Annotated in this window: 19 protein-coding genes; 8 read left to right on the forward strand and 11 right to left on the reverse strand. The window is 32.0% G+C overall.

Annotation, left to right across the window (positions count from 1 at the left end):
• Window positions 1-144 precede the first annotated feature (144 nt).
• Window positions 145-1,314 (forward strand): cupin domain-containing protein, encoded by a 1,170-nt coding sequence (locus tag D1815_RS10615; RefSeq protein ID WP_118386869.1) that lies wholly within the window; start codon window positions 145-147, stop codon window positions 1,312-1,314.
• Window positions 1,315-1,386: 72 nt separating this feature from the next.
• Here the strand turns inward: D1815_RS10615 and D1815_RS10620 are convergent, their stop codons facing one another.
• Complete coding sequence (locus tag D1815_RS10620; RefSeq protein WP_118386871.1) at window positions 1,387-3,438, reverse strand: dihydrofolate reductase; 2,052 nt, start codon at window positions 3,436-3,438, stop codon at window positions 1,387-1,389.
• 186 nt (window positions 3,439-3,624) lie between these two features.
• Between D1815_RS10620 and D1815_RS10625 the strand changes: the two genes are divergently transcribed.
• The 4 genes from D1815_RS10625 to D1815_RS10640 all read left to right on the forward strand — a co-directional run bounded on the left by D1815_RS10625 (window position 3,625) and on the right by D1815_RS10640 (window position 6,841).
• Window positions 3,625-4,662 carry a GyrI-like domain-containing protein gene (locus tag D1815_RS10625; RefSeq protein ID WP_027395448.1) on the forward strand — a complete coding sequence of 346 codons (1,038 nt, stop codon included), beginning with the start codon at window positions 3,625-3,627 and terminating at the stop codon, window positions 4,660-4,662.
• Between the two features lie 16 nt (window positions 4,663-4,678).
• Complete coding sequence (gene crcB / locus D1815_RS10630) at window positions 4,679-5,050, forward strand: fluoride efflux transporter CrcB (RefSeq protein ID WP_118386873.1); 372 nt, start codon at window positions 4,679-4,681, stop codon at window positions 5,048-5,050.
• Between the two features lie 34 nt (window positions 5,051-5,084).
• Window positions 5,085-5,423, forward strand: coding sequence for a P-II family nitrogen regulator (locus D1815_RS10635; protein WP_027395446.1), 339 nt, complete (start codon window positions 5,085-5,087; stop codon window positions 5,421-5,423).
• Between the two features lie 317 nt (window positions 5,424-5,740).
• Window positions 5,741-6,841 (forward strand): porin, encoded by a 1,101-nt coding sequence (locus D1815_RS10640; protein WP_118389953.1) that lies wholly within the window; start codon window positions 5,741-5,743, stop codon window positions 6,839-6,841.
• 68 nt (window positions 6,842-6,909) lie between these two features.
• Here the strand turns inward: D1815_RS10640 and D1815_RS10645 are convergent, their stop codons facing one another.
• A complete protein-coding gene (locus D1815_RS10645; RefSeq protein WP_027395444.1) occupies window positions 6,910-7,524 on the reverse strand; it encodes a DUF1684 domain-containing protein in 615 nt (204 codons plus the stop codon).
• A 128-nt stretch (window positions 7,525-7,652) separates the two neighbouring features.
• Between D1815_RS10645 and D1815_RS10650 the strand changes: the two genes are divergently transcribed.
• Window positions 7,653-8,882, forward strand: coding sequence for an MFS transporter (locus D1815_RS10650; protein ID WP_118386875.1), 1,230 nt, complete (start codon window positions 7,653-7,655; stop codon window positions 8,880-8,882).
• A 10-nt stretch (window positions 8,883-8,892) separates the two neighbouring features.
• A complete protein-coding gene (locus D1815_RS10655) occupies window positions 8,893-9,645 on the forward strand; it encodes a DJ-1/PfpI family protein (protein ID WP_118386877.1) in 753 nt (250 codons plus the stop codon).
• A gap of 715 nt (window positions 9,646-10,360) precedes the next feature.
• On the opposite strand, the gene D1815_RS10660 is transcribed toward D1815_RS10655, so the two are convergent.
• From D1815_RS10660 to D1815_RS10680, 5 genes are all read right to left on the reverse strand, one after another.
• Entirely contained in the window at window positions 10,361-11,776 is a 1,416-nt protein-coding gene (locus tag D1815_RS10660; RefSeq protein WP_118386879.1) for a hypothetical protein, read from the reverse strand.
• Window positions 11,777-11,855: 79 nt separating this feature from the next.
• A complete protein-coding gene (locus tag D1815_RS10665; RefSeq protein WP_027395440.1) occupies window positions 11,856-12,674 on the reverse strand; it encodes a mechanosensitive ion channel family protein in 819 nt (272 codons plus the stop codon).
• 194 nt (window positions 12,675-12,868) lie between these two features.
• Window positions 12,869-14,467 (reverse strand): sodium:alanine symporter family protein, encoded by a 1,599-nt coding sequence (locus D1815_RS10670; protein WP_118386881.1) that lies wholly within the window; start codon window positions 14,465-14,467, stop codon window positions 12,869-12,871.
• A 103-nt stretch (window positions 14,468-14,570) separates the two neighbouring features.
• On the reverse strand, window positions 14,571-15,716 hold the full coding sequence (locus D1815_RS10675) for a hypothetical protein (protein ID WP_118386883.1): 1,146 nt from the start codon (window positions 15,714-15,716) through the stop codon (window positions 14,571-14,573).
• A 24-nt stretch (window positions 15,717-15,740) separates the two neighbouring features.
• Window positions 15,741-16,184 carry an Lrp/AsnC family transcriptional regulator gene (locus tag D1815_RS10680; protein ID WP_247666477.1) on the reverse strand — a complete coding sequence of 148 codons (444 nt, stop codon included), beginning with the start codon at window positions 16,182-16,184 and terminating at the stop codon, window positions 15,741-15,743.
• A 153-nt stretch (window positions 16,185-16,337) separates the two neighbouring features.
• On the opposite strand from D1815_RS10680, the gene D1815_RS10685 reads away from it, so the two are divergent.
• Window positions 16,338-16,679, forward strand: a complete 342-nt coding sequence (locus tag D1815_RS10685; RefSeq protein WP_233557568.1) for a hypothetical protein — start codon at window positions 16,338-16,340, stop codon at window positions 16,677-16,679.
• A 5-nt stretch (window positions 16,680-16,684) separates the two neighbouring features.
• Here the strand turns inward: D1815_RS10685 and D1815_RS10690 are convergent, their stop codons facing one another.
• The 4 genes from D1815_RS10690 to D1815_RS10705 all read right to left on the reverse strand — a co-directional run bounded on the left by D1815_RS10690 (window position 16,685) and on the right by D1815_RS10705 (window position 24,206).
• Window positions 16,685-17,860 carry an alpha/beta hydrolase gene (locus D1815_RS10690; protein ID WP_118386885.1) on the reverse strand — a complete coding sequence of 392 codons (1,176 nt, stop codon included), beginning with the start codon at window positions 17,858-17,860 and terminating at the stop codon, window positions 16,685-16,687.
• Window positions 17,861-18,053: 193 nt separating this feature from the next.
• On the reverse strand, window positions 18,054-19,253 hold the full coding sequence (locus D1815_RS10695) for a hypothetical protein (RefSeq protein ID WP_118386887.1): 1,200 nt from the start codon (window positions 19,251-19,253) through the stop codon (window positions 18,054-18,056).
• Window positions 19,254-19,328: 75 nt separating this feature from the next.
• Window positions 19,329-20,660 carry an amidohydrolase family protein gene (locus D1815_RS10700; RefSeq protein WP_118386889.1) on the reverse strand — a complete coding sequence of 444 codons (1,332 nt, stop codon included), beginning with the start codon at window positions 20,658-20,660 and terminating at the stop codon, window positions 19,329-19,331.
• A 111-nt stretch (window positions 20,661-20,771) separates the two neighbouring features.
• Window positions 20,772-24,206, reverse strand: coding sequence for a methylmalonyl-CoA mutase family protein (locus tag D1815_RS10705; protein WP_118386891.1), 3,435 nt, complete (start codon window positions 24,204-24,206; stop codon window positions 20,772-20,774).
• Between the last annotated feature and the right edge of the window lie 89 nt (window positions 24,207-24,295).

The raw sequence follows: 24,295 nt of genomic DNA on the forward strand, positions 1-24,295 counted from the left end.
AGATTTAAAAAAGACAACTATAAATAAGATTTACACTACTGCTTTTTTAGTTTCGTTTTTTTTAATCTCCTCTTGTTCTTTTCATCAACCGATGAACTTATAAAAGTTACTATTTAAATCCTTCTTTATAATAAAACACCACGTATGAATCTGCAAGAAATATTACATCCAATTACTACAGATGTCTTTTTTAATGAATATTTTGAAAAAAAACACCTAATAATAAAAAACAGAAACAGAAGTTTCTTTGATCAATTGCTATCTATTCAAGATTTAGATTCTATTTTATTTTCACAAACTAATCATCACCCGGATTTTAGATTAGCTGATCATTCTAAAACCGAAAAACCAGATTCTAAAGAATATACCATAAAAGATTCTGATATTATAGATCCCCTAAAATTCTCTAACGCATTCGAAAATGGAAGCACTTTAGTAATGTCTGGACTGCAAAATAAAATTTACAGTTTAAGAAAATTAACTAATGAATTAGAGACATTTTTTAAACATAAAATACAAACAAACATCTACCTAACTCCAAAAAAATCCCAAGGGTTTTCTACTCATTACGATACTCATGATGTATTTATATTTCAGTTTGAAGGTTCTAAGCATTGGCGTATCTATGACCAACCTGTTCTATTGGCTGATAAAACAACTCCTTTTAACAAAGAAGAATTCATTCCTGGTAAAGTAATCGACGAATTCACCTTGGAAAAGGGAGACGTATTATATATCCCAAGAGGAATTGTTCATGACGCCTATTGTACTAATCAAAATTCTGGGCACATTACTACAGGTATCATTGGCAAAACTTGGGCAGAACATTTAGCAGAAGTTCTTTTAGAAAAATCTAAATCCATATTACCGTTAAGGAAATTCACAAAATTTCATTCTATTAACGAAAATGATAAAAATGAAGAGATTATCGAAGTTACCAATGTTGTTACAGAACTCATCAAAAAATTACAACAAGATGATGAGATTATTGATGACTTTTATAGTAGGCAAAAAGCTATCGCACAAGGCCAACTAAGTCAAATAGTGAATATTGATTGTATTAATAAAGATTCTAAAATCAAGATTCGAGAAAAGAACAAATTTAGAATGATCAAAAACTGCGAAAAAATAGATGTGAAATTTTATGATCTAAAACTATCTATGCCAATACAATGTGAATCATTTCTTAATGTACTTATAAACGAAAATCAAGCATTACCTATCCATAAAATCCATTGTAATCTTGATGATCAAAGTAAAATTCTAGTAACCCGGCAGCTATCTAAAATTGGAATACTTGATATTGCTTCTTAAAATAGCTTAAAAAAATCACCTTCTAAGGGAATTAACTTAGAAGGTGATCTACATAAATAAAATATCTTCTTACTAGTTTACCTCTGGCAAGAAACCATAAGTCTTACTATATTCTAACATTTGAGTAACAAAATCTTTCGGTTGTGTTACATTTATCTTAGTAATTTCTCCATTCTCATCCATTTCAGGAACTAATACTGGATTTACAAAACCACTATAGGGAGCAGAAGTAAATTGCTCGTTCCTTTTTAGGACTTCTACATGAATATCTTGATCCACCTTCACTCCATAACCTTCTACTAATGCTTCAGCAGCCTTAAAATCACCTTCGGATTTAATACGTTGTGTTTCTCTTAGAAGACGACCAAAAATTTCACGTAGCTTTGTATAATCATTGATATTATAGTAGGTTTTACCTTCTCTAGTTACTTTTTCGATCACATTATCTTTTTCTCCTTGTTCAAAAGCCCAAGCACTTACCCATTGGCGATTACGCATATGCGCTTCTTCTACATCATCACCTAAATTAAGACGAATTAACTGTGTCATTAACCCATTTCTTATATAACCATCATAAGCTGCTTTTCCAACTTTTTCCCAATCATCAACCAATCCTAATTCTTGTAATTTTGGATCCATTAAATAATATAACCCTACTAAATCGGCACGCCCTTCTTCCATAGTAGATGCGTAATTCTTCAAAGTTTCTTTTGTCTCTCCAACTCCAGGGTTTAGTTGTCCAGAAGCATGTCCGACAACTTCGTGTAAAGCTGTATGCAATTTATCTCCTAATTGCCCATACTTCTCCTCTAATTCGTATTCTTCATCATCGTGAACAAACTCTTTAAGACGACCTGATCCACCTGCATTATTATAAGCATTGATAATATTACCTAAAGAAACTGATTTAGATCCAACCGCCGCTCTAATCCAATTAGCGTTAGGAAGATTTACTCCGATTGGGGTACTTGGGGATGCATCACCTGCTTCTCCAGCAACTGTAACTACTTTATAAGTTACTCCAACTACACTATCTTTTTTGTGCTCATCAATTAATGGAGAATTATCCTCAAACCATTGTGCATTTTCTGATAAAACCGCCATTTTCTTAGACATATCAAAATCTTTGATCTGTACTATTGTTTCATAAGAACCTCTATATCCTAATGGATCATTATACACTTCGATAAAACTATTGATATAATCAATATTACCTTCGGTAGCTGCGGTCCATGCCACGTTATAATCATCCCAAGTTTGTAAATCACCAGTTTTATAATACGCTATCAATAAACCTAATGCATCTCCTTGTGCTTTATTTTCTGCAACTCCTTGTGCCTTTTCTAACCATTTGATGATCTCATCAATAGCAGCTCCATATAAACCTCCAGATTTGTATACTCTTTCTTTTAATGCTCCATTTTCTTTAATTAGCTGAGAATTTAAACCATATGATAAAGGTTTTTTAGGATCTGGAGATTTCATATTAGCGTAAAAAGAAGTAACATCCTTATTAGTAACACCAGGCCCATAAAAATTAACTGCTGATGAGGCTACATTATCTACTCCTTTTGCTTGATTCACCTTTTTAGAGTCATCCTCATTAAAAATTACGTTCGTGGCATCTTCTGATAATTCAGTCTTAGTTTCTGCTAAAAGAGATACTAAATAATCCTTATCAAATTCTGGCTTGATTTTATCATTACTATAATGATGATGAATTCCATTAGAAAACCATACTCTCTTTAAATATGTTTCAAAAAACTTCCAATCATCAGTAGTTTTATCTCCTGCATAAGAGGTATACACTTTTTCTAAAGACTTTCTAATTGCTAGGTTATGGCGATAGTTTTGATCCCACATAATATCTCTTCCACTTAAACCAGCTTGGGTAAGATAATATACTAACTTTTGTTCTTTAAGAGAAAGATTTTCCCATCCAGGAATTTGATATCTAAGCACTTTAATATCTGAAAATTGCTCCACAAGATGATCGAATTTTTCTTCTTTCACTTCTTGTTTTGTTTCTTCTTGATTAATCTGATCCTGTATACTTGGATCCTTTTTACAAGCAATTAGCATTGCACTAACTATCATAAAAAATATTATACGATTAAGTTTCATTTGTTTATGTTTATTGTTTCCAGCAAATGTAACGAAATAAAAAAAATCACTTTTTTAAATACTTACCAAGTCCTATCTTAATAAGACATAAAACTAATAACATCATAACCTATTGGAAATCTTAAAACTAAAACCCATTTTAAAAATTGATTATATTAGCTTCTGAAAAGATCTAAACTAACTAACATGAAAATCATAAAATATCTATTCTTTCTTCTACTTATCTTAATTATTGGTGGTAGTGCTTATGTCGCTATGATTGATGGTAAATTTCAGCTAGAAGAAAGTAGAGTAATTGACGCACCTGATGAACTCCTTTTTAACACTGTTAATGAATACAAAACATGGAAAAAATGGAACCCTTGGATGGATAATTCTGATGATTTAATTTTAGGATACGGAAACCAGACCAGTGGTAATGGAGCTTCTTATAGCTGGAAAAGTGAAACACAGGAAGATGGAAAAATGAAGACAGTAAAAGTTGCACCTTTTTCTAGTATCGAACAAAAACTCTCTATAGTTCTTCCGGTAGTTGATGAAATTACTAATGACGTTTATTGGAATTTTGAAAGACTTGAAAGTAATAAAACTAAAGTCACTTGGGGAATCAAAGGAGAACAAGGCTTTATGGAAAAATTATTTTGGATGACAAAGGATAGTACTATGTCTGAAAGTTTAAGACCTATGTACAAAGAAGGACTAGAAAAACTAGATTCTTACGCAAAAGAAAAAATGAAAGAATATTCTATCAATGTTGATGGAGTTACAGAACACCAAGGTGGTTTTTACATGTATATGGCTACTGCATCATCTATTGCGGAAATTTCTCAAAAAACGGAGCAAATGATTCTTTCGGTCGTATCATATGTGCAACAGAATAAACTTCCACAAACTGGTATGCCTTTTACTCTTTATAATGAATATAATGAAGCTCAAGGAACGGCTATTTATTCGACGGGAGTACCTATTAGAGAAGAAGTAATTACGCCTTCTGACAGTAATATTTTATGTAGCTCATTACCTAAACAAAGAGTTGTAAAGATAACTTTAAATGGAGATTATATAAACTTAAAAGAAGCTTGGGAGACTGGCTATAAATATATAGATCAAAATGGACTAGAAGCTAATCCAGAGTCTTCTGCTTTTGAAGTTTATAGGTCCAATGCAACCTTACAACCAAATCCGGCAGCTTGGATCACAGAGATTTATATACCGATAAAATAATAGATACTTATACTAAATGAAACAATTACTTCTTGTATTTATAGGAGGAGGCACAGGTAGTGTAGCAAGGTTTCTTATCAGTAAATACCTAAATAATGAAGCTACTGGAATTCCTTATGGAACTTTTGCAGCAAATATTCTGGGGAGTTTTCTGATTGGTATTATATTAGGACTAGCTCTAAAAAACAATGTTTTATCTCAGAATACCATTCTATTTCTCGCCACAGGTTTCTGTGGAGGATTTACAACATTTTCCACTTTTGCCTATGAAAACCATATGCTTTTAAGATCTGGTGACTTTATAAACTTTGGTTTATATGCTATAGGTACTTTTGTGATAGGATTTCTTTTAGTATTTTTAGGAATGTGGATAGCAAAAATGATATAAAGATTTTTATCCGCTTAAACACCATAAAGAATAAATGAAAAAAATAGAAGCGATCATTCGTAAATCAAGATTTAAAGAAGTTAGAGATGCATTGCACGAAATAGAAGTGAACTTCTTTACGTACTGGGATGTTACTGGCGTAGGTAATGAACAAAAAGGTCACGTATATCGAGGCATTAGCTATAGCACTACAGATATACAGCGTAGGTATCTATCCATAGTTGTTTCTGATGAATTTGAACAAAAAACTGTTGAAACAATTATCAATGCAGCTAAAACCGGAGACGTAGGAGATGGAAAGATTTTTGTGTCAGAAATACAAAACACCTACAGAATACGAACTGGTGAACATGGTAATCAAGCTCTAAACTAATTTTTTTATACATATATTGAAAAGGCTTACCTATTGGTAGGTCTTTTTTGTTTAAGTGATATTCTTAACTTTTATTTTTAAATAATTTAACAAATTATAGACCTTAAAGTCACTTTTTTATCTTCTTTTTCTAAAAACCCACTTTCAAAATTCTTAAAAAATCACGAATTAAACATTAATGTCTAATTTTTTAAGGGCATAAAATTGAAAATATGTAAAAATAACTACTCAACCCCTATTTTTTATTGGGGTAAAATTGTTTTAACATAGTTTTACAGCTCCAATTAAAAACAAATTAATACCAATTAATGTTTATTATGAAAACAAAAACCGTAACAAAACTTTTCAAAAAAGTATGCCTTTTTTCTCTTGCGCTAGTTAGTTTAACCACCGTAGCACAGGAAGAGGAAGAAAAAAAATGGTTCGATAACTTTTCGGTTAATGGATCCGTTGATGGATATTTTAGATATAATTTTGGGGCACAAAATGACAACTCCACAGCACCAGCAACTTCTTTTGCTAATCAATCTGGATTTGCTTTAGGAATGGCTAATCTAATACTTGGCTATGAAGGGGAAAAAGTAGGATTTGTAGCTGATCTTGTATTTGGCCCAAGAGGTGAAGATGCTGTATTTCTTTCAGATGGTTCTTCTCAAATCGTAAACCAGTTATATGCATACTGGAATGTATCTGAGAAAGTTAAACTTACTTTTGGAAATTTTAATACGTTTCTAGGTTACGAAGTAATATCACCTACAGGTAACTTTAACTATTCAACATCGTATATGTTCTCTTATGGACCTTTTTCTCATACAGGACTTAAAGCAGATTTTGCAATCAATGATAATTGGTCTGCAATGGTAGCAGTTATGAATCCAACAGATTACACAGAAAATAACCCTTTTGACACCTATATTTTTGGAGCACAAGTTGGATATGCTGCTGATAACGGTAGTGCATATTTAAACTTTAGATATGGAAATGAAGGTGAACCAGGATTAGTAGGACCAACTTTTCAGGTGGATCTTACTACAGGTTGGGATCTTTCAGAAAAATTTTACTTAGGAGTAAACACTACTTATTTAACTACAGAAGATCAAGGAGATGCTGATGCATCTGGATTTTATGGCGTAGCATTATACCCGCAAGTAAAAGCAACTGATAATTTTAGTATTGGATTAAGAGGTGAATACTTTTCTGTATTCAACGGAGGCTTAGTTGATGTAGTAGGTTTAGATGCCGAAGGTGATGGTAGCGTAATTGCTGCGACACTTACAGGAAGTTATGATATTGGTGACCTAACGCTTAAGCCTGAATTAAGATTAGATTCAACTTCTGAAGATTTCTTTTCGGATAATGATGGAGAAGCAACAAAAAGCCTTTCATCTTTTGTTCTTGGAGCCATCTATAAATTTTAATATATTATAGTTTAATATATTTGTTTGTTTATGCAAAAAGCGCTCTGTTTATTCAGAGCGCTTTTTATTTATTTGTTTACTTCGTGTATATCATATTTCTTAACTCCCACAGGTATTTCTAACTCTAAATGATTTTCTTCTGGAGGAATTGGGCAAGAATATCTTGCACTATAAGCACAATATGGATTATAAGCCATATTAAAATCAATAAGAATTATATCTCCCTCTGGTATCTTAAGATCTATAAAACGCCCTCCTCCATAACTAGTTTCTCCATTGGTTAGATCAGTAAAAGGAAGAAAAAGATAATCTTCATATTCTGATTGTGTCTTTAAACCTTGATTTTGATATATATTCAATGTCCATTCTTTTTCTTGAAGTGTAAAATGAGCTTCTCCAAACTTAACATAAATAGGTTCTCTATCCGTTGTAGTTTTCATAATAAACGGAGTCTCATATGGGGTTCGAACAAATTCTGCCGTAACACTATACGTGGTATCAATATCAAAAAAATCAAGCTCTTTAAATACTTTAAAATCTTTTGGGGTTAATGGTGATTCTTCTTCGGATGCAAACTCCTTATTAAGTTCATCCTGAAATATTAATATTTTTTTAATGGTCGTAGAATCTTGAGCCATCATATGACTAAAGAATAATATTAGTAAAAAAGATAATTTATGCACTGTCCCCTTATTTTTTTGCAAAAGTACAAAGCATTAGCAATAAACAAGTTAATATTCTCTAAAATTGCTGTTAGTTTTTCGACAAAAGGTTACTTTTACCAGTTTTCAGAAAACCAACCATCAATACATTGAAAAAACTTTTCAGAAATTATATCGACACTTTTTCTGGCTTATCAAAAGAAGTTTGGTGGTTAGCACTTATTACCTTAATTAATAGAATGGGTGCAATGGTAATACCTTTTTTATCTTTGTATCTATCCGACAATCTATGCTTCTCTCTTGGCCAGATTGGTTGGGTAATGACTAGTTATGGACTAGGTTCTTTATTAGGTGCTTGGGTTGGAGGAAAATTAAGCGACAGCATTGGTTATTATAAAGTAATTTTAGGTTCTTTACTATTAACAGGCCTCTCATTTTTTATTGTTCAATATTTCACTAGTTTTTGGAGTATCTGTATCAGCTTTTTTGTATTAATCGCGGTTGCCGATTCTGCACGTCCTGCTTTTTTTGTAGCACTTAGTGCCTATAGCAAACCCGCAAACAAAACTAGATCTTTAACTTTTATTAGATTAGCGATAAACCTAGGGTTTTCTATGGCTCCTGCTTTAGGTGGTTTTATGATTGCAACAATTGGTTATTCTGGATTGTTCTGGGTGGATGGAGTCACTTGCATTATTGCTGGAATAATTATGATTAAGACCTTACATCCTAAAAAAGCTAGAATAATTGACAAAGAAATTATTGTAGATAATCCAACCCCAGCTTATAGTGATGGAGTTTATATGATTTTTCTAGTAGCACTAACACTCTTCGGGTTTATTTTTGTCCAGTATTTTTCTACAATCCCCTTGTATTACAAGGAAGTACACCTGCTTTCTGAAAGAAATATAGGATTAATCTTAGCTATGAATGGAGTGTTAATTTTTATTTTTGAAATGCCATTAATAGCCTATTTAGAATCCACTTCAATATCTAAAATTAGAAATGTAATGAACGGGTTTCTTCTAACCGGGATCAGCTTTATATTGTTATTAATAACTCCTTGGACTGGGATTGTCATTATAGGTATGATCATAGCAACACTTGGCGAGATGATTTCGTTTCCTTTTGGAAATGCTTTTGCTTTAGACAGATCTAAAAGAGGTAGACAAGGTGCATATATGGGATTATACAGTATGTCTTTTTCTTTTGCTCATATATTTGGACATAATTCTGGAATGCAATTTATAAATCAGTATGGTTATAATAACACTTGGATACTCATGACTATAGTTTCTGCAGTAGGAATACTTTTATTATTCATTGTAAAACAAAAAATCAATAAAGAAAATACTTTAAAGGCATTAAATTCTAATTAAGAAATAAATTATGAGATCTATATTATACGCCATTTTTCTATCAGCAATAATAATTAGTTGTCAAGAAAAATCTATTTTAAGTAACAAAGAACAAGTTAAGGTATTAAAGAAAGAGAAAACTTTCCCTAAACTAGAACCTAACAGATATAATGTAGCTTTTTTATTGATGGATGGGACTTACAATACCGAATTCACTGCTCCTTTTGATATTTTTCAACATACTCAATATCGAAAAAACATTAAACAAATGAATGTTTTTACAGTTGCCAATACAGATGAACCAATTACTACTTTTGAAGGTGTAAAAATAATCCCAGATTATAACTACTTAAAAGATGTCTTACCTAAAATTGATATTCTAGTAGTACCAAGTGCAGAGCATCATCTGGATACAGATTTAGAAGATGAAGCAATGATAAATTTTGTGAAAAAAGTGAATCAAACAGCTTCTTACATAACTTCACATTGTGATGGTGCTTTCGTATTAGCTAAAGCAGGAATATTGAACAATGTAGTTTCTACAACGTTTCCTAGTGATATTGACAAAATGCGAGAAATGTTTCCTGATTTGGATATAAGAAAAGAGGTATTATTTGTACATGACGGAAAATATATCACATCCGCCGGCGGAGCTAAAAGTTTTGAGGCAGCCTTATATTTATGTGAACATTTATACGGAGCAGAAATTGCTCGATCATTAGCAGGTGGGCTTGTAATTGATTGGAATTTAGAAAACATACCGCATTTGGTAATTTCAAAATAGATCTGGAGTACACTAAAAACATAAAAGCGCTCCGATCAAGGAACGCTTTCATCAATTTTAGGGCTAATTACGTACTCTCTTTAGCTTCAAGATTTGGGGTCTTTCAGACTAATGTCCTCACACCTAATAGGCCCTGATGTATTCCAAACTAAAATTTTAAATCCATATCGTCATACAATTTAAAATGTTAATTCTGGCCATACACCGAAGTATTTTTTAAGCACATGTAAATATATTGTAAAAAAATTGTTAATACAAAATTTTTAACGATAAAAAACAATAAAAATCGATGAAATACACAAAAATGTATTTATCAAAGGTTTTTTCATCAATAAAAATCGATTAAAGTTTTATTTTATACAGTAATTCTCCCCTTTATTCTTTAAAAAAATCTGTTAAAAAAGAAAAGCGATCTTTTTCAAGATCGCTTTTTCATACGGGGCAAATTACGTACTCTCTTTAGTTTTTAGATTCGGGGTCTTTAGACTAATGTCCTCACACTTAATTTATCCCAATGTATATTCCAAATTAAAATTTCAAATCCATATCGTCATATTTCTTGATATGTTAATTTCTACAATACACACCGTTCATATTTTACGTGTTATAAAGATATATGAATTTTTACTTCAAAACCGTAATCTAAAAAAAAGTTATTAACAAAATATCGATTAAGTGTTATTTACTATCGTCAAAATACACAATAACTTACTTTTTAGTCAAAATTGAAATACTTTGAAGTCCCCAAATATTGTTTGATAATACCATTATATTCTTTTGAAACCCTTAGAGCTAAAGTCCCATCTATGTTATAAAGTGATTCTATTTCCTTATATCCTTGTTGAAGCATTTTTTCTAAATAAAAAAGGGCTGTTTCATCGTCTTGATCAATCGTGCTTAATGAAATAATATTTCTGTATGATTCAAAATCATCTTTATCTACTATCGTACTCAATATATTTAAAAATATTTTCCTGTCTTCTTCGTTTTTATTAACCAGTTCTTTTTTATAGTCAGACAAAACATTTTTCAGAAAACCTCTTAATCTAATTACCATATTCGTAGCATATGCGTCTCCATCCTTCTGTCTTTTTTCCAGTTCACCCATTTTATATTGCCACCAGCCAAGATTATCATATTGATTAAGCTCGATATCTTCTTCTAACGAAAAAAACAATGACTGTCTTAAAAATATTTCTTGATTTTGATATCTAGTTATAAGTCTCTTTTCTTTCTTATAGCTATTATTTTTTTTGATTTCTTTTTTTTCTTCTTTAAGGCTATCTACATTAAAAAAAGAATCATATCTATTCATAATTTGGGTTAGCTCATCATATGCCCGTATATACTTACCTTCTTTTTTCAGTAAAGAAACGAGTTCTTTATCTCTCTTATATCTATTAGCAATCCAAACAGAATCTTTTGGTATCATTCCCTTAGCCATAGCATCCAAGGTAAAATATGGTAATGCTTTTGATATTACCTCCGAAGATGGAAGTTCATCTTTACCATCAAAAAAGGAAACTTCAGAACTTATTTTTTTCCTTTTAAAATACTTATCAATATCTATAAAATCAAGCGTTCTAAAATTTTTGTCCCCAACCATTCCTACATATGAGAAATTCTTATTTCTACCTATTTTTTGATAATAGTTATAACTATCGCCAATAGCAATCGCGCCACTGAAATGTTTGTATAAAAGAGGCAATGAGGTATTTAGAGGAGCATCTTTCCCTACTCCAAAAACATACATTCTTTCATTTTGAATTGGAAAAAGAGAAACCATATGTTTTATAAAAAGAGCAATATAATTGGATTTTTCTTCGGAACTTAATTTTTCTGAATAATTAGAAACCACTACTATGTATCCAAACTCCTCTGCTGAATTTTTAAATACATTGGTAAATTCATTCATCCTTCCTGTACTGTCAAACCCAAAAAGTATTGGCCAACCTTTGTTTAAATCTAAAGATGTCGGTAAATAAATACTATAAACCCCTTTACTAGAAGGTACTGTCAATGAATCTATAACCTGTCCTTTTTTTAGTCTTAAAGTATTTTGACTATATGAATAAGTCACAGTACACAAAAACACATAAAACAATATATTCCTAATAGAAGTAAATTTCATATTTAAAAATTTTGACTAAAATAAGAGCAGCAAAAAAAATGCCATTCACATCTTTTATTATATAAAAGTGTATCTGAAATTATACTCCAATGTTCCCTAATTCTACACCTTCTGAGTAGGCAACTTTAATATCATGCTCGCTAAATGCTTTTTTAATCTCTTGATGGGTTATAAAGGTAACTTCCCAAAAATCATCGGGTTTTACATAAGGTCTTACAGCTATCAAAATATTATGAGAATCAAAATTTTCAATTCCAATTTCTGTTTTTGGTGAATCTAAAATTTTATCAATTGGAGCTATGGCATTCTCAATTACTCGCTTAACCTTAGAAAAATCTTCATTATACGGCATTGTAACACCTATCTCTAAACGTACTACACCTCTCTTAGAGTAATTAGCAACAACATCATCGGTTATTTTAGCATTAGGAATAATTAAAACTTTATCTCCAGGAGTTATTACAACAGTACTAAAAATACCTATTTCCTGAACTTTTCCAAAAGAATCACCAACCTGAATCCAATCTCCTGCTTCGTATGGTTTTAGAAACATAATTAAGATTCCTGATGCAAAATTACCTAAACTTCCCTGCAAAGACATCCCAATGGCAAATCCAACCGCAGCGAGAATAGCTAATAGCCCTGATAAATCTACTCCTAAAATTGTAACAATCGCAAAAATGACAGCTATCTTTAGAACTACCGATATAATCGAAAGCAGGAAAGGGCGCATAGTATCCGAAATACCCGTTTTTTCTAAGGTTTTATCTAATAATTGAAGTACTTTTTTAATGATTTTGAACCCTATCCAAAATACCAAAGCAGCTCCAATAATTCTTGGAGCGAAAAAGACAACTTTATCAATGGCTATTTCAAAATATTCGTATAATTTTTCCATGATGCGATTTTTATAATATCTAAAATAGAAAAATAAAATAAAAAAACGCTCAGAGTTTTGCTCGAGCGTTTTTCTTATCCTTTTCCCGTACTATCTTTAGTTCTTTTGAACCAATGTCCTCACACAAGATTTTGATAAATTCTATACACTTATATAGGTATCAAATCTTATGCCAAAAAAGCAAATAACGAGCTCTAAATCAATTTATTTTCTGAAATAGCTCTTTTATATTTTTTTAGTTCTTTAGACACTCTTGGCGCCATCAAAAATAAACCGATCATATTAGGAACGAGCATAGAAAAAATCATTGCATCAGAAAAGTCAGTAACAGCAGTGAGACTAGCTGCAGAACCAATAATTACGCAGATACAAAATATACTTTTATAGATATATCCAGTGAACTTTCCTCTACCAAATAAATAAGACCAGGCCTGATATCCATAATAAGACCAAGAAATCATAGATGAAAAAGCAAAAAGGGTAACCGCAAAGCTTAATACATATGGAAACCAAGAAATACCACTCTCTAAGGCTTTAGCAGTAAGTAAAACTCCTTGCTCATCAGAGATTTCTGTTCCTACATCAATTTGTCCTGTAATTATGAGAACAATAGCTGTCATCGTACAAATTACCACAGTATCTATAAAAGGTTCTAATAACGCAACTAATCCTTCACTTGCTGCATATTTAGTTTTTACCGCAGAATGCGCGATAGAAGCTGAACCTATTCCAGCTTCATTAGAAAAAGCAGCTCTTCGAAATCCCTGGATCATCACTCCTATCATTCCACCTGTTATCCCTTCTGGACTAAAAGCTCCATTTATAATAGCATAAATAGCATCTGGTATTACTCTATAATTAATAGCTATAACGGTTATTACAGCTACTACATACAAAACAACCATGGAAGGCACTATTTTATCAGTTACCTTAGCGATCTTTTTTATACCACCAATAATAACAATACCGACCAGAATAGCCATTACTAATCCAAACAACCATCCTTTTCCATAGATAAAACTATTTTCAGCGCCTGTTACATGCTCGAATAATTTAAAAGCTTGATTAGCTTGGAACATATTGCCTCCCCCAAAAGATCCACCGACACACATAATTGCAAAAATTATGGCTAAAATTTTTCCTAGATTAGTAAGTCCTTTTTCTTTTAAACCTTTACTTAGATAATACATTGGACCGCCATACACCGTACCATTTTTGTCTATTTCTCTGTAAGCTACCCCTAAAGTGCATTCAACAAATTTGGATGCCATTCCCAAAAAACCTACTAAAATCATCCAAAAAGTCGCTCCTGCTCCTCCAATAGATAAAGCAATCGCTACACCTGCCACATTTCCTAAACCAACTGTTGCTGATAAAGCTGCAGTTAAAGCCTGAAAATGACTAACCTCGCCTATTTCACCTTCTATCCTAATTGTATCCGGTTGATCGCCTTCTTTTGTATAAACTGATTCTGACACCTCCAATAGAGCAGAGGATTCTAGATCATCATACTTACCTCTAACAATATTTATTGAAGTCCAAAAACTCTTAAAATTTATTCCTTTAAAATAGATTGTAAAATAAGATGCTCCTACTAACAAAACGACCAAAACCCAAGGAATTCCAACTTGAGAAGTAATTGGTATTTCTGCAAAAATACCATCTACAAACCAATCTGTAGCATTCTTAAAGCCTTCGTTAATGTTTTGATCAATAGTGCTTTCTAGTTTTTCTTGCGCGTTTGTATATACATACGCAAAAAAAGAAATACACATTGTTGTAATTTTCTTCATCTGTTCCGAGTATTATGATTTCGGACGAAGATTGAATAAAACTAGCTTTAAGAAAAGATTACGTACTGATCAAAATCGACATTACGTATACTTAAGCATATACTTAATCAGTATTTTTATTTTGGATACTAGCGTACTTTAGTAATTCATTGGCTTTAGCAAATGCGATAAGTTGTTCTTTTCCATCAGCTCCACTAATTTTAAGTACTTTCTTAATCTGGTAAATATGGGTTTGAAAACCATCTAAACTAATATTCATAGCTTCAGCAATCTCGGTATATGATTTACTAGCTCCACACGCTCCTAGATTTCCTAACACTTCTTTTTGTCTATCAGAAAGTGCTATTCTTGTAGATTCTTCTAATACATTAATTTTTACTTCACTTTCTTTTAAGCGTTTTTGTAATGTAGTAATTGTATCTAGATGACTTTCGTTAGCTACTACTAATTTTTCTTGCTGTTTTAGTAGCAGCTGTTTTTCTTCAAGAAGGACCTCCAGTTCCGTTTGTTTTAGTTCTTTTTCTGAAAGAAATTTCCAACTATATAATAAAATGGAAAATAGCAGGATAAATAAAAATTTGAAGGAAACTCCAGCAATTACTCCAAGTAAGCTCCAAAATTCCTGATCTATGTAACCCAGTACTTTATCTTGTGGTATAATTCTATGTGTTACAGCAATTACGATAAGTACAAATAACAAAAAACAAGGAACTACCATAAATTTCATAGCCCGGTTTGCAAAAGCTTTGCTTAGTTCATTTAATAAGGCAAATGCCACAATTAAAGAAATTGGAATATCTATAAGCCAAATAAAATTATTACTAATCTCTGTATTACTATAAGAAGTGACGATAAATACAAAAGCTATCATCGCCAGAACACCACTAAAAAGTGTTACAAACTCTTTCTCAGAAAAACGCTGTACCAATCTAACCACGATATTACGTTCTTTCTGATGTTCTATAGATGGTAATGACAGTAAAATACTAAGTGAATTGGTTAAAGAAATAAATACTCCCAGATAAATGACAATCTTATTAGTGGTTTCAATATCTATTAATTGGACCAATATAACATTTATGAGAGCGCCCAACCCCCATAAAAAAATTGCAAATCCGAACCATTTAATACCACTAATCGCTATAGAAGACTGATTCTTTATCTTCTCTTTATAATAAATCCTATGTATTACGAAAGCAGTAATTAAACAAACTATTGCCGTAACATAATATTCTAAAGTAACGTACATGATATTCTAAAGATAGTATATATTTTATTTATTATTTCTATTCAAAATCGGGTTGTTTTCGACCACATTAGATAAAATAATATGAGTTTTAGCCTCCCCATACGTTATCAATCTATCTATAAAACCTTGAAGATGAACCTGATCCTCCAGAACTACTTCCATAATAATATTTTCATTACCAGTAATTCGATAACAATTAAGTACTTCTTTAAATTCAGATATTTTTGATAGAAATGGTTTTAAACGTCCCATAAAAGCTCTTAAAGTTATAATAGCTTTTAGTTGATAACCCGTTTTGGCATAAGAGACTTTGGTTGTATATCCTTCAATAATACCATAATCTTCCATTTTTTTAATTCGTTCGGCAACAGCTGGGGAACTTAGCCCCACGCTTCTTCCTATTTCCGCATTAGATAGTCTCGCATTCTCCTGTAATAATTGAAGAATTTTCCAATTTGTGATATCCATTATAATTTTAAGTAAAAAATAGAATTTACATTATTTTCTAAAGCAAATTAAACATTATACCTTAAAGTAAAAAGCAATATCCCTATAAATACTCTTAATTTTGACTTAACCATGAATTCGAGCCCTAAAAATAAAATATTATATAAAAAAGCTATGGAAATACTCATTCTATCAAAGAGTGTTTCTAAATATTTAGTTCATGATTTTTCTGCGTTAGAGAAAAACGGAAATGAAAATCCTTTTATTTATTTTACGGGTGATATTATAAAAGATTCTGATTCTTTAGTTCCTGAAATTCTTAAGGCAGAAAATCAAGTTTTCCAAAATGATCGTTTAAAACATGCTTGTTTATTAGAGAATTTAACTAATAAACTTTATCGAAATTGTCAACGACTAGAACATTCTGAAAGTAATGGTAAAGATTTTGTTAGACTACTTCGCAAAGAGGTAAAAAAGTTCAAAAAACTTCAGCGTAACTGGATGATGTCCTTATAATCAATTTATGGATAAATCAACTTCCTTATTTTCTTAGTAAGTTCCTTCTGTTTCTGATTAGATTGATATAGATTGGGATTATTCATAGAGTGTGCAACAGCAAAAATCTGGAATCTCAACCTTTCTAGCATTTTTTTTGTTTGCGGATCTTCTTTTTCGTCTAGCTTTTCTAATTTCCCCAACTCTTTTTCCCACCAAGAAAGATCAATTTTATCAGGTTTTTTATAATCTTCAAACAGACGTGTAGTAAACTTCTTGGTCAAAGTAACTTCTTTATCAAATGCCTTAGACACAGATTTTAATAAATTCTTATATTCTTTACTCTTGCGGATTACTTTTAATTTATCCACAATACTATCCAATTTATAAAACGAATTATAAGTAGTCAAAGCGCGTTCATAATTTTCTACAGCGATTAGTAAATCTCCTTCTTCCTGCGCCTCTAATGCAGTGTTGTAAACTTTTTGATAATTCTTATAAATTTCTGAATCATCTTTTTTACGAATACCTTGAAGATGTGCCTGAATTTCGAGCCAATCGAATGCTCTTAAAATTTGATCAGGAGGCGTCCAACTATGATGACCATCATAGGTTATTAATGTGTTTGTAAAATTTAGTTTTTGTAAATATCCTTTTGCACGAATCATTTCTTGATAATTCATATCCCTATCACCACAAACACCGGCATACGCAAAACTCTGCGTACTGGGAACATGAGAAGATTCTAAAGAAAAGCCTGCACCACATCCTACAACGCCAGCTACTTGATTTGTTAATACTGCAATGGCCGAAGCTAAGCGAGATCCTCCAGAGAAGCCAGATAAATATATTTGATCTTGCTTAATCTTAAAATTAGCGAACATAAATTCGAACAAACGATTGGTAATATCAAAATTACGATCGTACGGTCCATTTTTAGTGTGATTGGAGCATACTAATATATATCCATAAATTTCAGAAGCTTTAATAAACTGTTGTATTCCTCTTTTACCTTCTGCTCCTGGATCAAAAATAAAAACAATTGGTGATGTTACATTGGCATCAAAAGCACTAGGAAGATATATCGCAAATGTCTCTTTACTTTTATCAGAGACAAGAATAGAATCTATGAGTTTTCCTGTTTCATAGGTTTGAGCAAAAGTATTTACACAAATACTCAATAATATGATATATCTTAACATTACTTATATCTTTTGAATCAATTACTTACCTTTTGAAGGTTATTTCCTCCCAATTGATCGAAAAAAAAGCAAATAATTTACTGGTTTATATAGTTAGATGAAGATAAAAAAATAAAATTTATTCCCTAAAAAGTTTGATATTTTATTACTAATCAGCTTTATAGAAAACTATTGCTAAAAAAACACAATCAGATCAATCTTTAGATTCTAAAAACTCTTTTTCTTCTGTTGTTAATACAATAGCATTAGAATTAATAACGTTAGACGGCAACATTTTGTAAATCGGTTGTTCTAAATCCACTACCCCAGTATTTCCAAACCTCCTTTTTTTGGATTCTTTTAGAACAAAAAGATCATTTTTAAATTTAGTATCATAGTTTTTGTTATCATAAGATAAAGTCACATTAGCTTCTATACTAAATTTACTTAGACTATATTTTTTATCAACTTTCTTAGCAAAATTATACGAGATAACCTGACTTTTACTTTCATACTCATATTCTCTATTAGAAAAAGTAGAAGTCTTTTTCTTTATATCATTACGTAATTCAATCTCCTTAACAAACTCGATAACTGCTTGCGTTTTTTTATCAAAAACGAACCTGCCTTTTGTTCGGTTAGCTATTTCATTAACGTTCTTCCAGTCCGTTGTAAAGGAAACTATTATAACATCAGATGAAGATACTTCTACCGTTTCTTCTATCATTCCTGAATATTTCAAAAATCCAGCTATAGCTACATCTAAGTATGTATTAAATAATAGACTTTTAGTGATAATATGTCCACTAGATTCTGGATTAGATTCGCCTTTATCATTAATATCAAAATCCATAGGAACGTTCTTGCTTTGACTAACAGTACCTAATTTAAGTTTTATGTTTCTCTCTAGTTTTCTATTATTAAAACCTGCATCTTTTGTCCAGATTTTAAGATCCGAAAGGATTAGACGATGTATTTTATCATCCACTAATAGGGTTTCCTTAAAAGAACATTCTTTTTCTGTTGGATAATCCACGTATAGGTTATAATAATTATCCAATACATATTGCAACGCTTTTCTTAAATCAAAAGAGTTAACAATTACCTCATCTAGCTGAACATCATCGGGTTTTAAAGAAATAGTATTTAACAGTGTTATTTCTTTTGGTGTTATAGTTACATCTTGATAATTAAGATGGGAGATCGTTAATATCTCTTCTCTAACGATAATATTTGCAGCACCATCAGCATTTGTATAACTTCCTTCTTCTAGATTAGCATATAACAAATGAACTCCTTCTATTGGCATATTAGTAAGCTCATCAACAATAATAATTTGTTTTGTCTGAGATGCTCCAAAAGAATGAACAAGAAGAGTAAATAAGAGTATTACACGGTATTTGTAAAAGTTCATAAGATGTTTTTTAATGCTACATCGATAATCAAAAATCTTGCCGCAACCTATAGTTTACTATTTTCATTATTAATCTTATTTATATCTTTTACCGTGTTTAATCACCATATCAACATCTTGCAATAAGTTTACATGTCTTAAAACATCTCCTTTTACTGCTATAATATCAGCAAACTTACCTTCTGTAATAGTACCTACTTTATCAGAAACTCCCATCCAAACTGATGGCCAATACGTAGCTGCTTTTATTGCATACATAGGATCTATCCCAAACTCATTTACCCACACATCTAATTCATTCCAAGTAGATTGACTGTGAAATTTCATTGGGATACCACTATCAGTCCCAATCATTAATACTACTCCTGCATCCATTAATTGTTTAATCTTCGTTTCTAATGTTGGTTTACGTAAAGGTGTTAACTGAAAATATGGTAAACGATCTTTATGTGCAAAACTATTTTTTATATCTGTAATTATAGTATCATGAAGCCCTCTATGCCAAGAATCATTATCTAAATGCTCTCCGTTATCCCTTACATATTCATAATTGTATAATCCTTCTACCGTTGGACACCAAAATAGTGGTCCAAGATTCATTTGAGCAGTGCGCTCTTTAATCGCATCCATTACATCATCCGGATATCTAGGAGCAGATGATAAACCTGTATGTTCAAAACAATCCACATTAGCGGTAAGTCCTGCTCTTATTTCTTGTGGTCTATGTCCATGAGCAACTACTTTTAAATTGTACTTATGAGCCGTATCAACTACAGCTTTTAATTCTGTAGTAGTCATTTGATCTTGATCGATTAATTTTACACAGTCCACACCTGCATCTGCCAATTTTTTAATTTTCTTTTTAGCATCCTCTGCTCCATTAATTCCCCAACGAAATGCTTCGGTTCCAGGATAGCGTTTTTTCTGGATAAATGGCCCTGAAACATACAAAGTAGCTCCCGGAATTTCTCCTTTATTAATTCGATCTCTTACAGAAATACTTTCTTTCAGCGGGCCTCCAAGATCTCTAGCACTGGTAACTCCTGCCATTAATAATTGTTCTGCTGAAGAAGGCATGATAACATCCTCTAATAATGGTGGATACGTTTTATCCCAATAAGAATAATCGGCATGACCATTAATCATCGTATGCACATGCATATCCCAAAGTCCCGGCAACACCGACATTCCTTCTGTAGAAATTACTTCTGCATTCGCAGGCACTTTTAAGGTTTCTATTGTACCAATAGCTTTGATTTTATCATTCTCTATGATTATTACACTATTTTTTATGGGAGAAGCACCAAAGCCGTCGATTAATGTTCCACCGACTAAAGCTTTTAATGATTTTTGCTGTCCAAAAGCGCTACAGCAAACAAGGAATAATATTATGAGTATTCTTTTCATGATGAGTTGTGTTTCTCTAAAGATAGAAAAACTAACAGAAAAGAAAAATCCCGCGTCAAAGCGGGATTCTATAAGTTTTTGATAGTATTAAAATTGAAAAAAATATTTCAATTACATATTCCTTCGATATTGCCCACCTACTTCAAATAATGAAGAAGTAATTTGACCTAAAGAACATTTCTTACACACTTCCATTAATGCTTCAAAAATGTTCTGGTTAGTAACCGCTTTTTGTTGTAAATCTTTTAATAATTCAGAAGTTTCATTTGTATTTCCTTTCTGCAATTCATTTAACATAGTAATCTGATATTGCTTCTCTTCTTCTGTAGCACGAATTACTTCTCCTGGAGTTACCGTTGGAGATCCTTTAGAACTTAAGAAAGTATTTACACCTATAATAGGAAATTCACCTGTATGTTTAAGTGTTTCATAATACAAACTTTCTTCTTGTATTTTACTACGTTGATACATGGTCTCCATAGCTCCTAATACACCTCCACGCTCTGTAATTCTATCAAATTCTGTAAGTACAGCCTCTTCTACCAAATCGGTTAATTCTTCGATAATAAAAGATCCCTGAATTGGGTTTTCATTTTTAGCTAGCCCTAACTCTTTATTAATAATCAACTGTATTGCCATAGCACGCCTTACAGATTCTTCGGTTGGTGTAGTAATAGCTTCATCATAAGCATTAGTATGTAATGAATTACAATTGTCATAGATCGCATACAATGCTTGCAACGTGGTACGAATATCATTAAAGTCTATTTCCTGAGCATGTAATGAACGCCCAGATGTTTGAATATGATACTTAAGCATCTGCGCTCTAGCATTAGCGCCATATTTGTTTTTTAAGGCTTTTGCCCAAATTTTACGAGCTACTCTACCAATTACAGCGTATTCTGGATCGATACCATTAGAGAAGAAAAAAGATAAGTTTGGTCCAAACTTATTAATATCCATTCCTCTACTTAAATAATATTCTACATATGTAAATCCATTAGCCAGTGTCAATGCCAATTGTGTAATTGGATTGGCTCCTGCTTCTGCAATATGATATCCAGAAATCGAAACTGAATAAAAATTACGAACTTGCTTTTCTATAAAATATTCTTGCACATCTCCCATTAATCGTAGAGCGAATTCTGTTGAGAATATACAAGTATTCTGAGCCTGATCTTCTTTAAGAATATCGGCTTGCACAGTTCCACGCACTGTATTAAGTGTGGTAGCCTTGATCTCTGCATATATATCTATCGGCAGTACTTGATCTCCTGTTACACCAAGCAACATTAATCCTAATCCATCATTTCCTTCTGGAAGATCTCCTTGATACGCAGGACGCTCAACTCCTTTTTCTTTATAAATTTTCTTTATTTTAGCCTCAACCTCAGCTTCAAGATTATTTTCTTTGATATACTTCTCGCAGTTTTGATCGATCGCGGCATTCATAAAAAAGCCCAATAACATTGGTGCAGGACCATTAATAGTCATACTAACAGATGTCATTGCATGAGTAAGATCAAAACCAGAGTATAGTTTTTTAGCATCATCAAGACAACAAATAGAAACTCCAGCATTCCCAATTTTACCATAAATATCAGGTCTATGATCTGGATCATTTCCATATAATGTTACAGAATCAAAAGCAGTAGATAAACGTTTTGCCGGCATCCCTAAACTAACATAATGAAAACGTCTATTCGTTCTTTCTGGACCACCTTCTCCTGCAAACATACGTGTAGGATCTTCTCCTGTACGTTTAAAAGGATACAACCCGGAGGCAAAAGGAAACTCTCCAGGAACATTCTCTTGTAGACACCATTTTAAGATATCTCCCCAAGCTTGGTACTTAGGCAAAGCTACTTTAGGAATTTGACTATGTGATAAAGACTCGGTATGTGTTTCTATTTTAATCTCTTTATCCCTAACCTTAAAAGAGTAAATTGGATCTTTATACTTCTGAACTTTTGCCGCCCAACCGATTATCGTTTCCCAATTATGAGGATCTAGATTTAATTTCACTCGGTCAAATTCTGCTAATAAAAGTTTTAAGAAATCTTCATTTTCATCATTCTTTACTTTTCTAAGTTGTTCTTCCTCAACACCATTTTTAGATAAACCTAAAAAATCTAGATTAGCTACACTGCATATCGTTTTATAGATTCCATATAATTTCTGAGCTACATCTACCTGGGTACTAGCCATTTTATCATATGCCCTATTATTTTCAGAGATCTCAGATAAATATCTAGTTCTACTTGGAGGAATTACGAATATCTTTTCAGACATTTCCTTAGAAATATGAAAATCTGATTTTAAATCTGCACCTGTTTTCTCCACCACCTTATCCATAATCGCTTTATAAAGCGTATTCATTCCTGGATCATTAAACTGCGAAGCTATAGTTCCGTATACTGGTAAATCATCTTGTGGAGTATCCCATAGCTGATGATTACGCATATACTGTTTTTTAACATCTCTTAAAGCATCAAGCGAACCTCTTTTATCAAATTTATTAATAGCAACTAAATCCGCAAAGTCCAGCATATCTATTTTTTCCAACTGAGTAGCGGCTCCAAACTCTGGAGTCATAACGTATAATGAAGTATCACTATGCTCTAGAATTTCTGTATCTGATTGTCCAATACCTGAAGTCTCTAAGATGATAAGATCAAATTCTGCTGCTTTTAAAACTTCGATAGCTTCTGCCACATATTTGGATAATGCTAAATTAGATTGTCTTGTTGCTAATGAACGCATATATACTCTAGGCGAATTTATTGCATTCATCCGAATACGATCTCCTAATAAAGCTCCTCCGGTTTTACGTTTAGATGGATCCACAGAAATCAATCCAATTGTTTTATTAGGAAAATCAATTAAGAAACGTCGAACTAATTCATCTACAAGAGAGGATTTTCCGGCTCCTCCAGTTCCAGTAATACCCAGAACAGGTGTTTTTGATGTTTTATTTTTTTCGTGTATTTGATCTAAGGTGTCTTTTGCAACTTCAGGAAAATTTTCTGCCGAAGAAATCACACGAGCAATCGCACCAATTTCTTTATCTGCTAAATGCGCTCCTTCTCCATTTAAATTATCTCCAATAGGATAATCAGATTGTTGCACTAGATCATTAATCATACCCTGCAACCCCAATTCTCTTCCATCATCAGGAGAATAAATCCTTGTAATTCCGTAATCCATTAACTCACTAATCTCCTCTGGTAAGATTACTCCACCTCCGCCTCCAAATATTTTAATGTGCGAAGCTCCTTTTTCTTTAAGTAAATCATACATATACTTAAAGTATTCATTATGCCCACCTTGATAAGAGGTCATTGCAATAGCATTGGCATCTTCTTGAATTGCACAATTTACTACTTCCTCAACACTTCTATCATGTCCTAAATGTATGACTTCGACTCCGGTTGACTGAATAATACGACGCATAATATTTATCGCCGCGTCATGACCATCAAATAATGATGCTGCAGTTACAATTCTAACTTTATTCTTGGGCTTATAGGGTGCAATTTGTTCCATTGACAATAAAAAGTATTTTAATAGGTGCTAATTTACGAAATACGCATCAAAAACCGATATTTTTTTAGAATTATATAATTTCAATAACT

Origin of the sequence: Aquimarina sp. AD1 (assembly GCF_003443695.1) — a bacterium.
Classification (GTDB): Bacteria; Bacteroidota; Bacteroidia; order Flavobacteriales; family Flavobacteriaceae; genus Aquimarina; species Aquimarina latercula.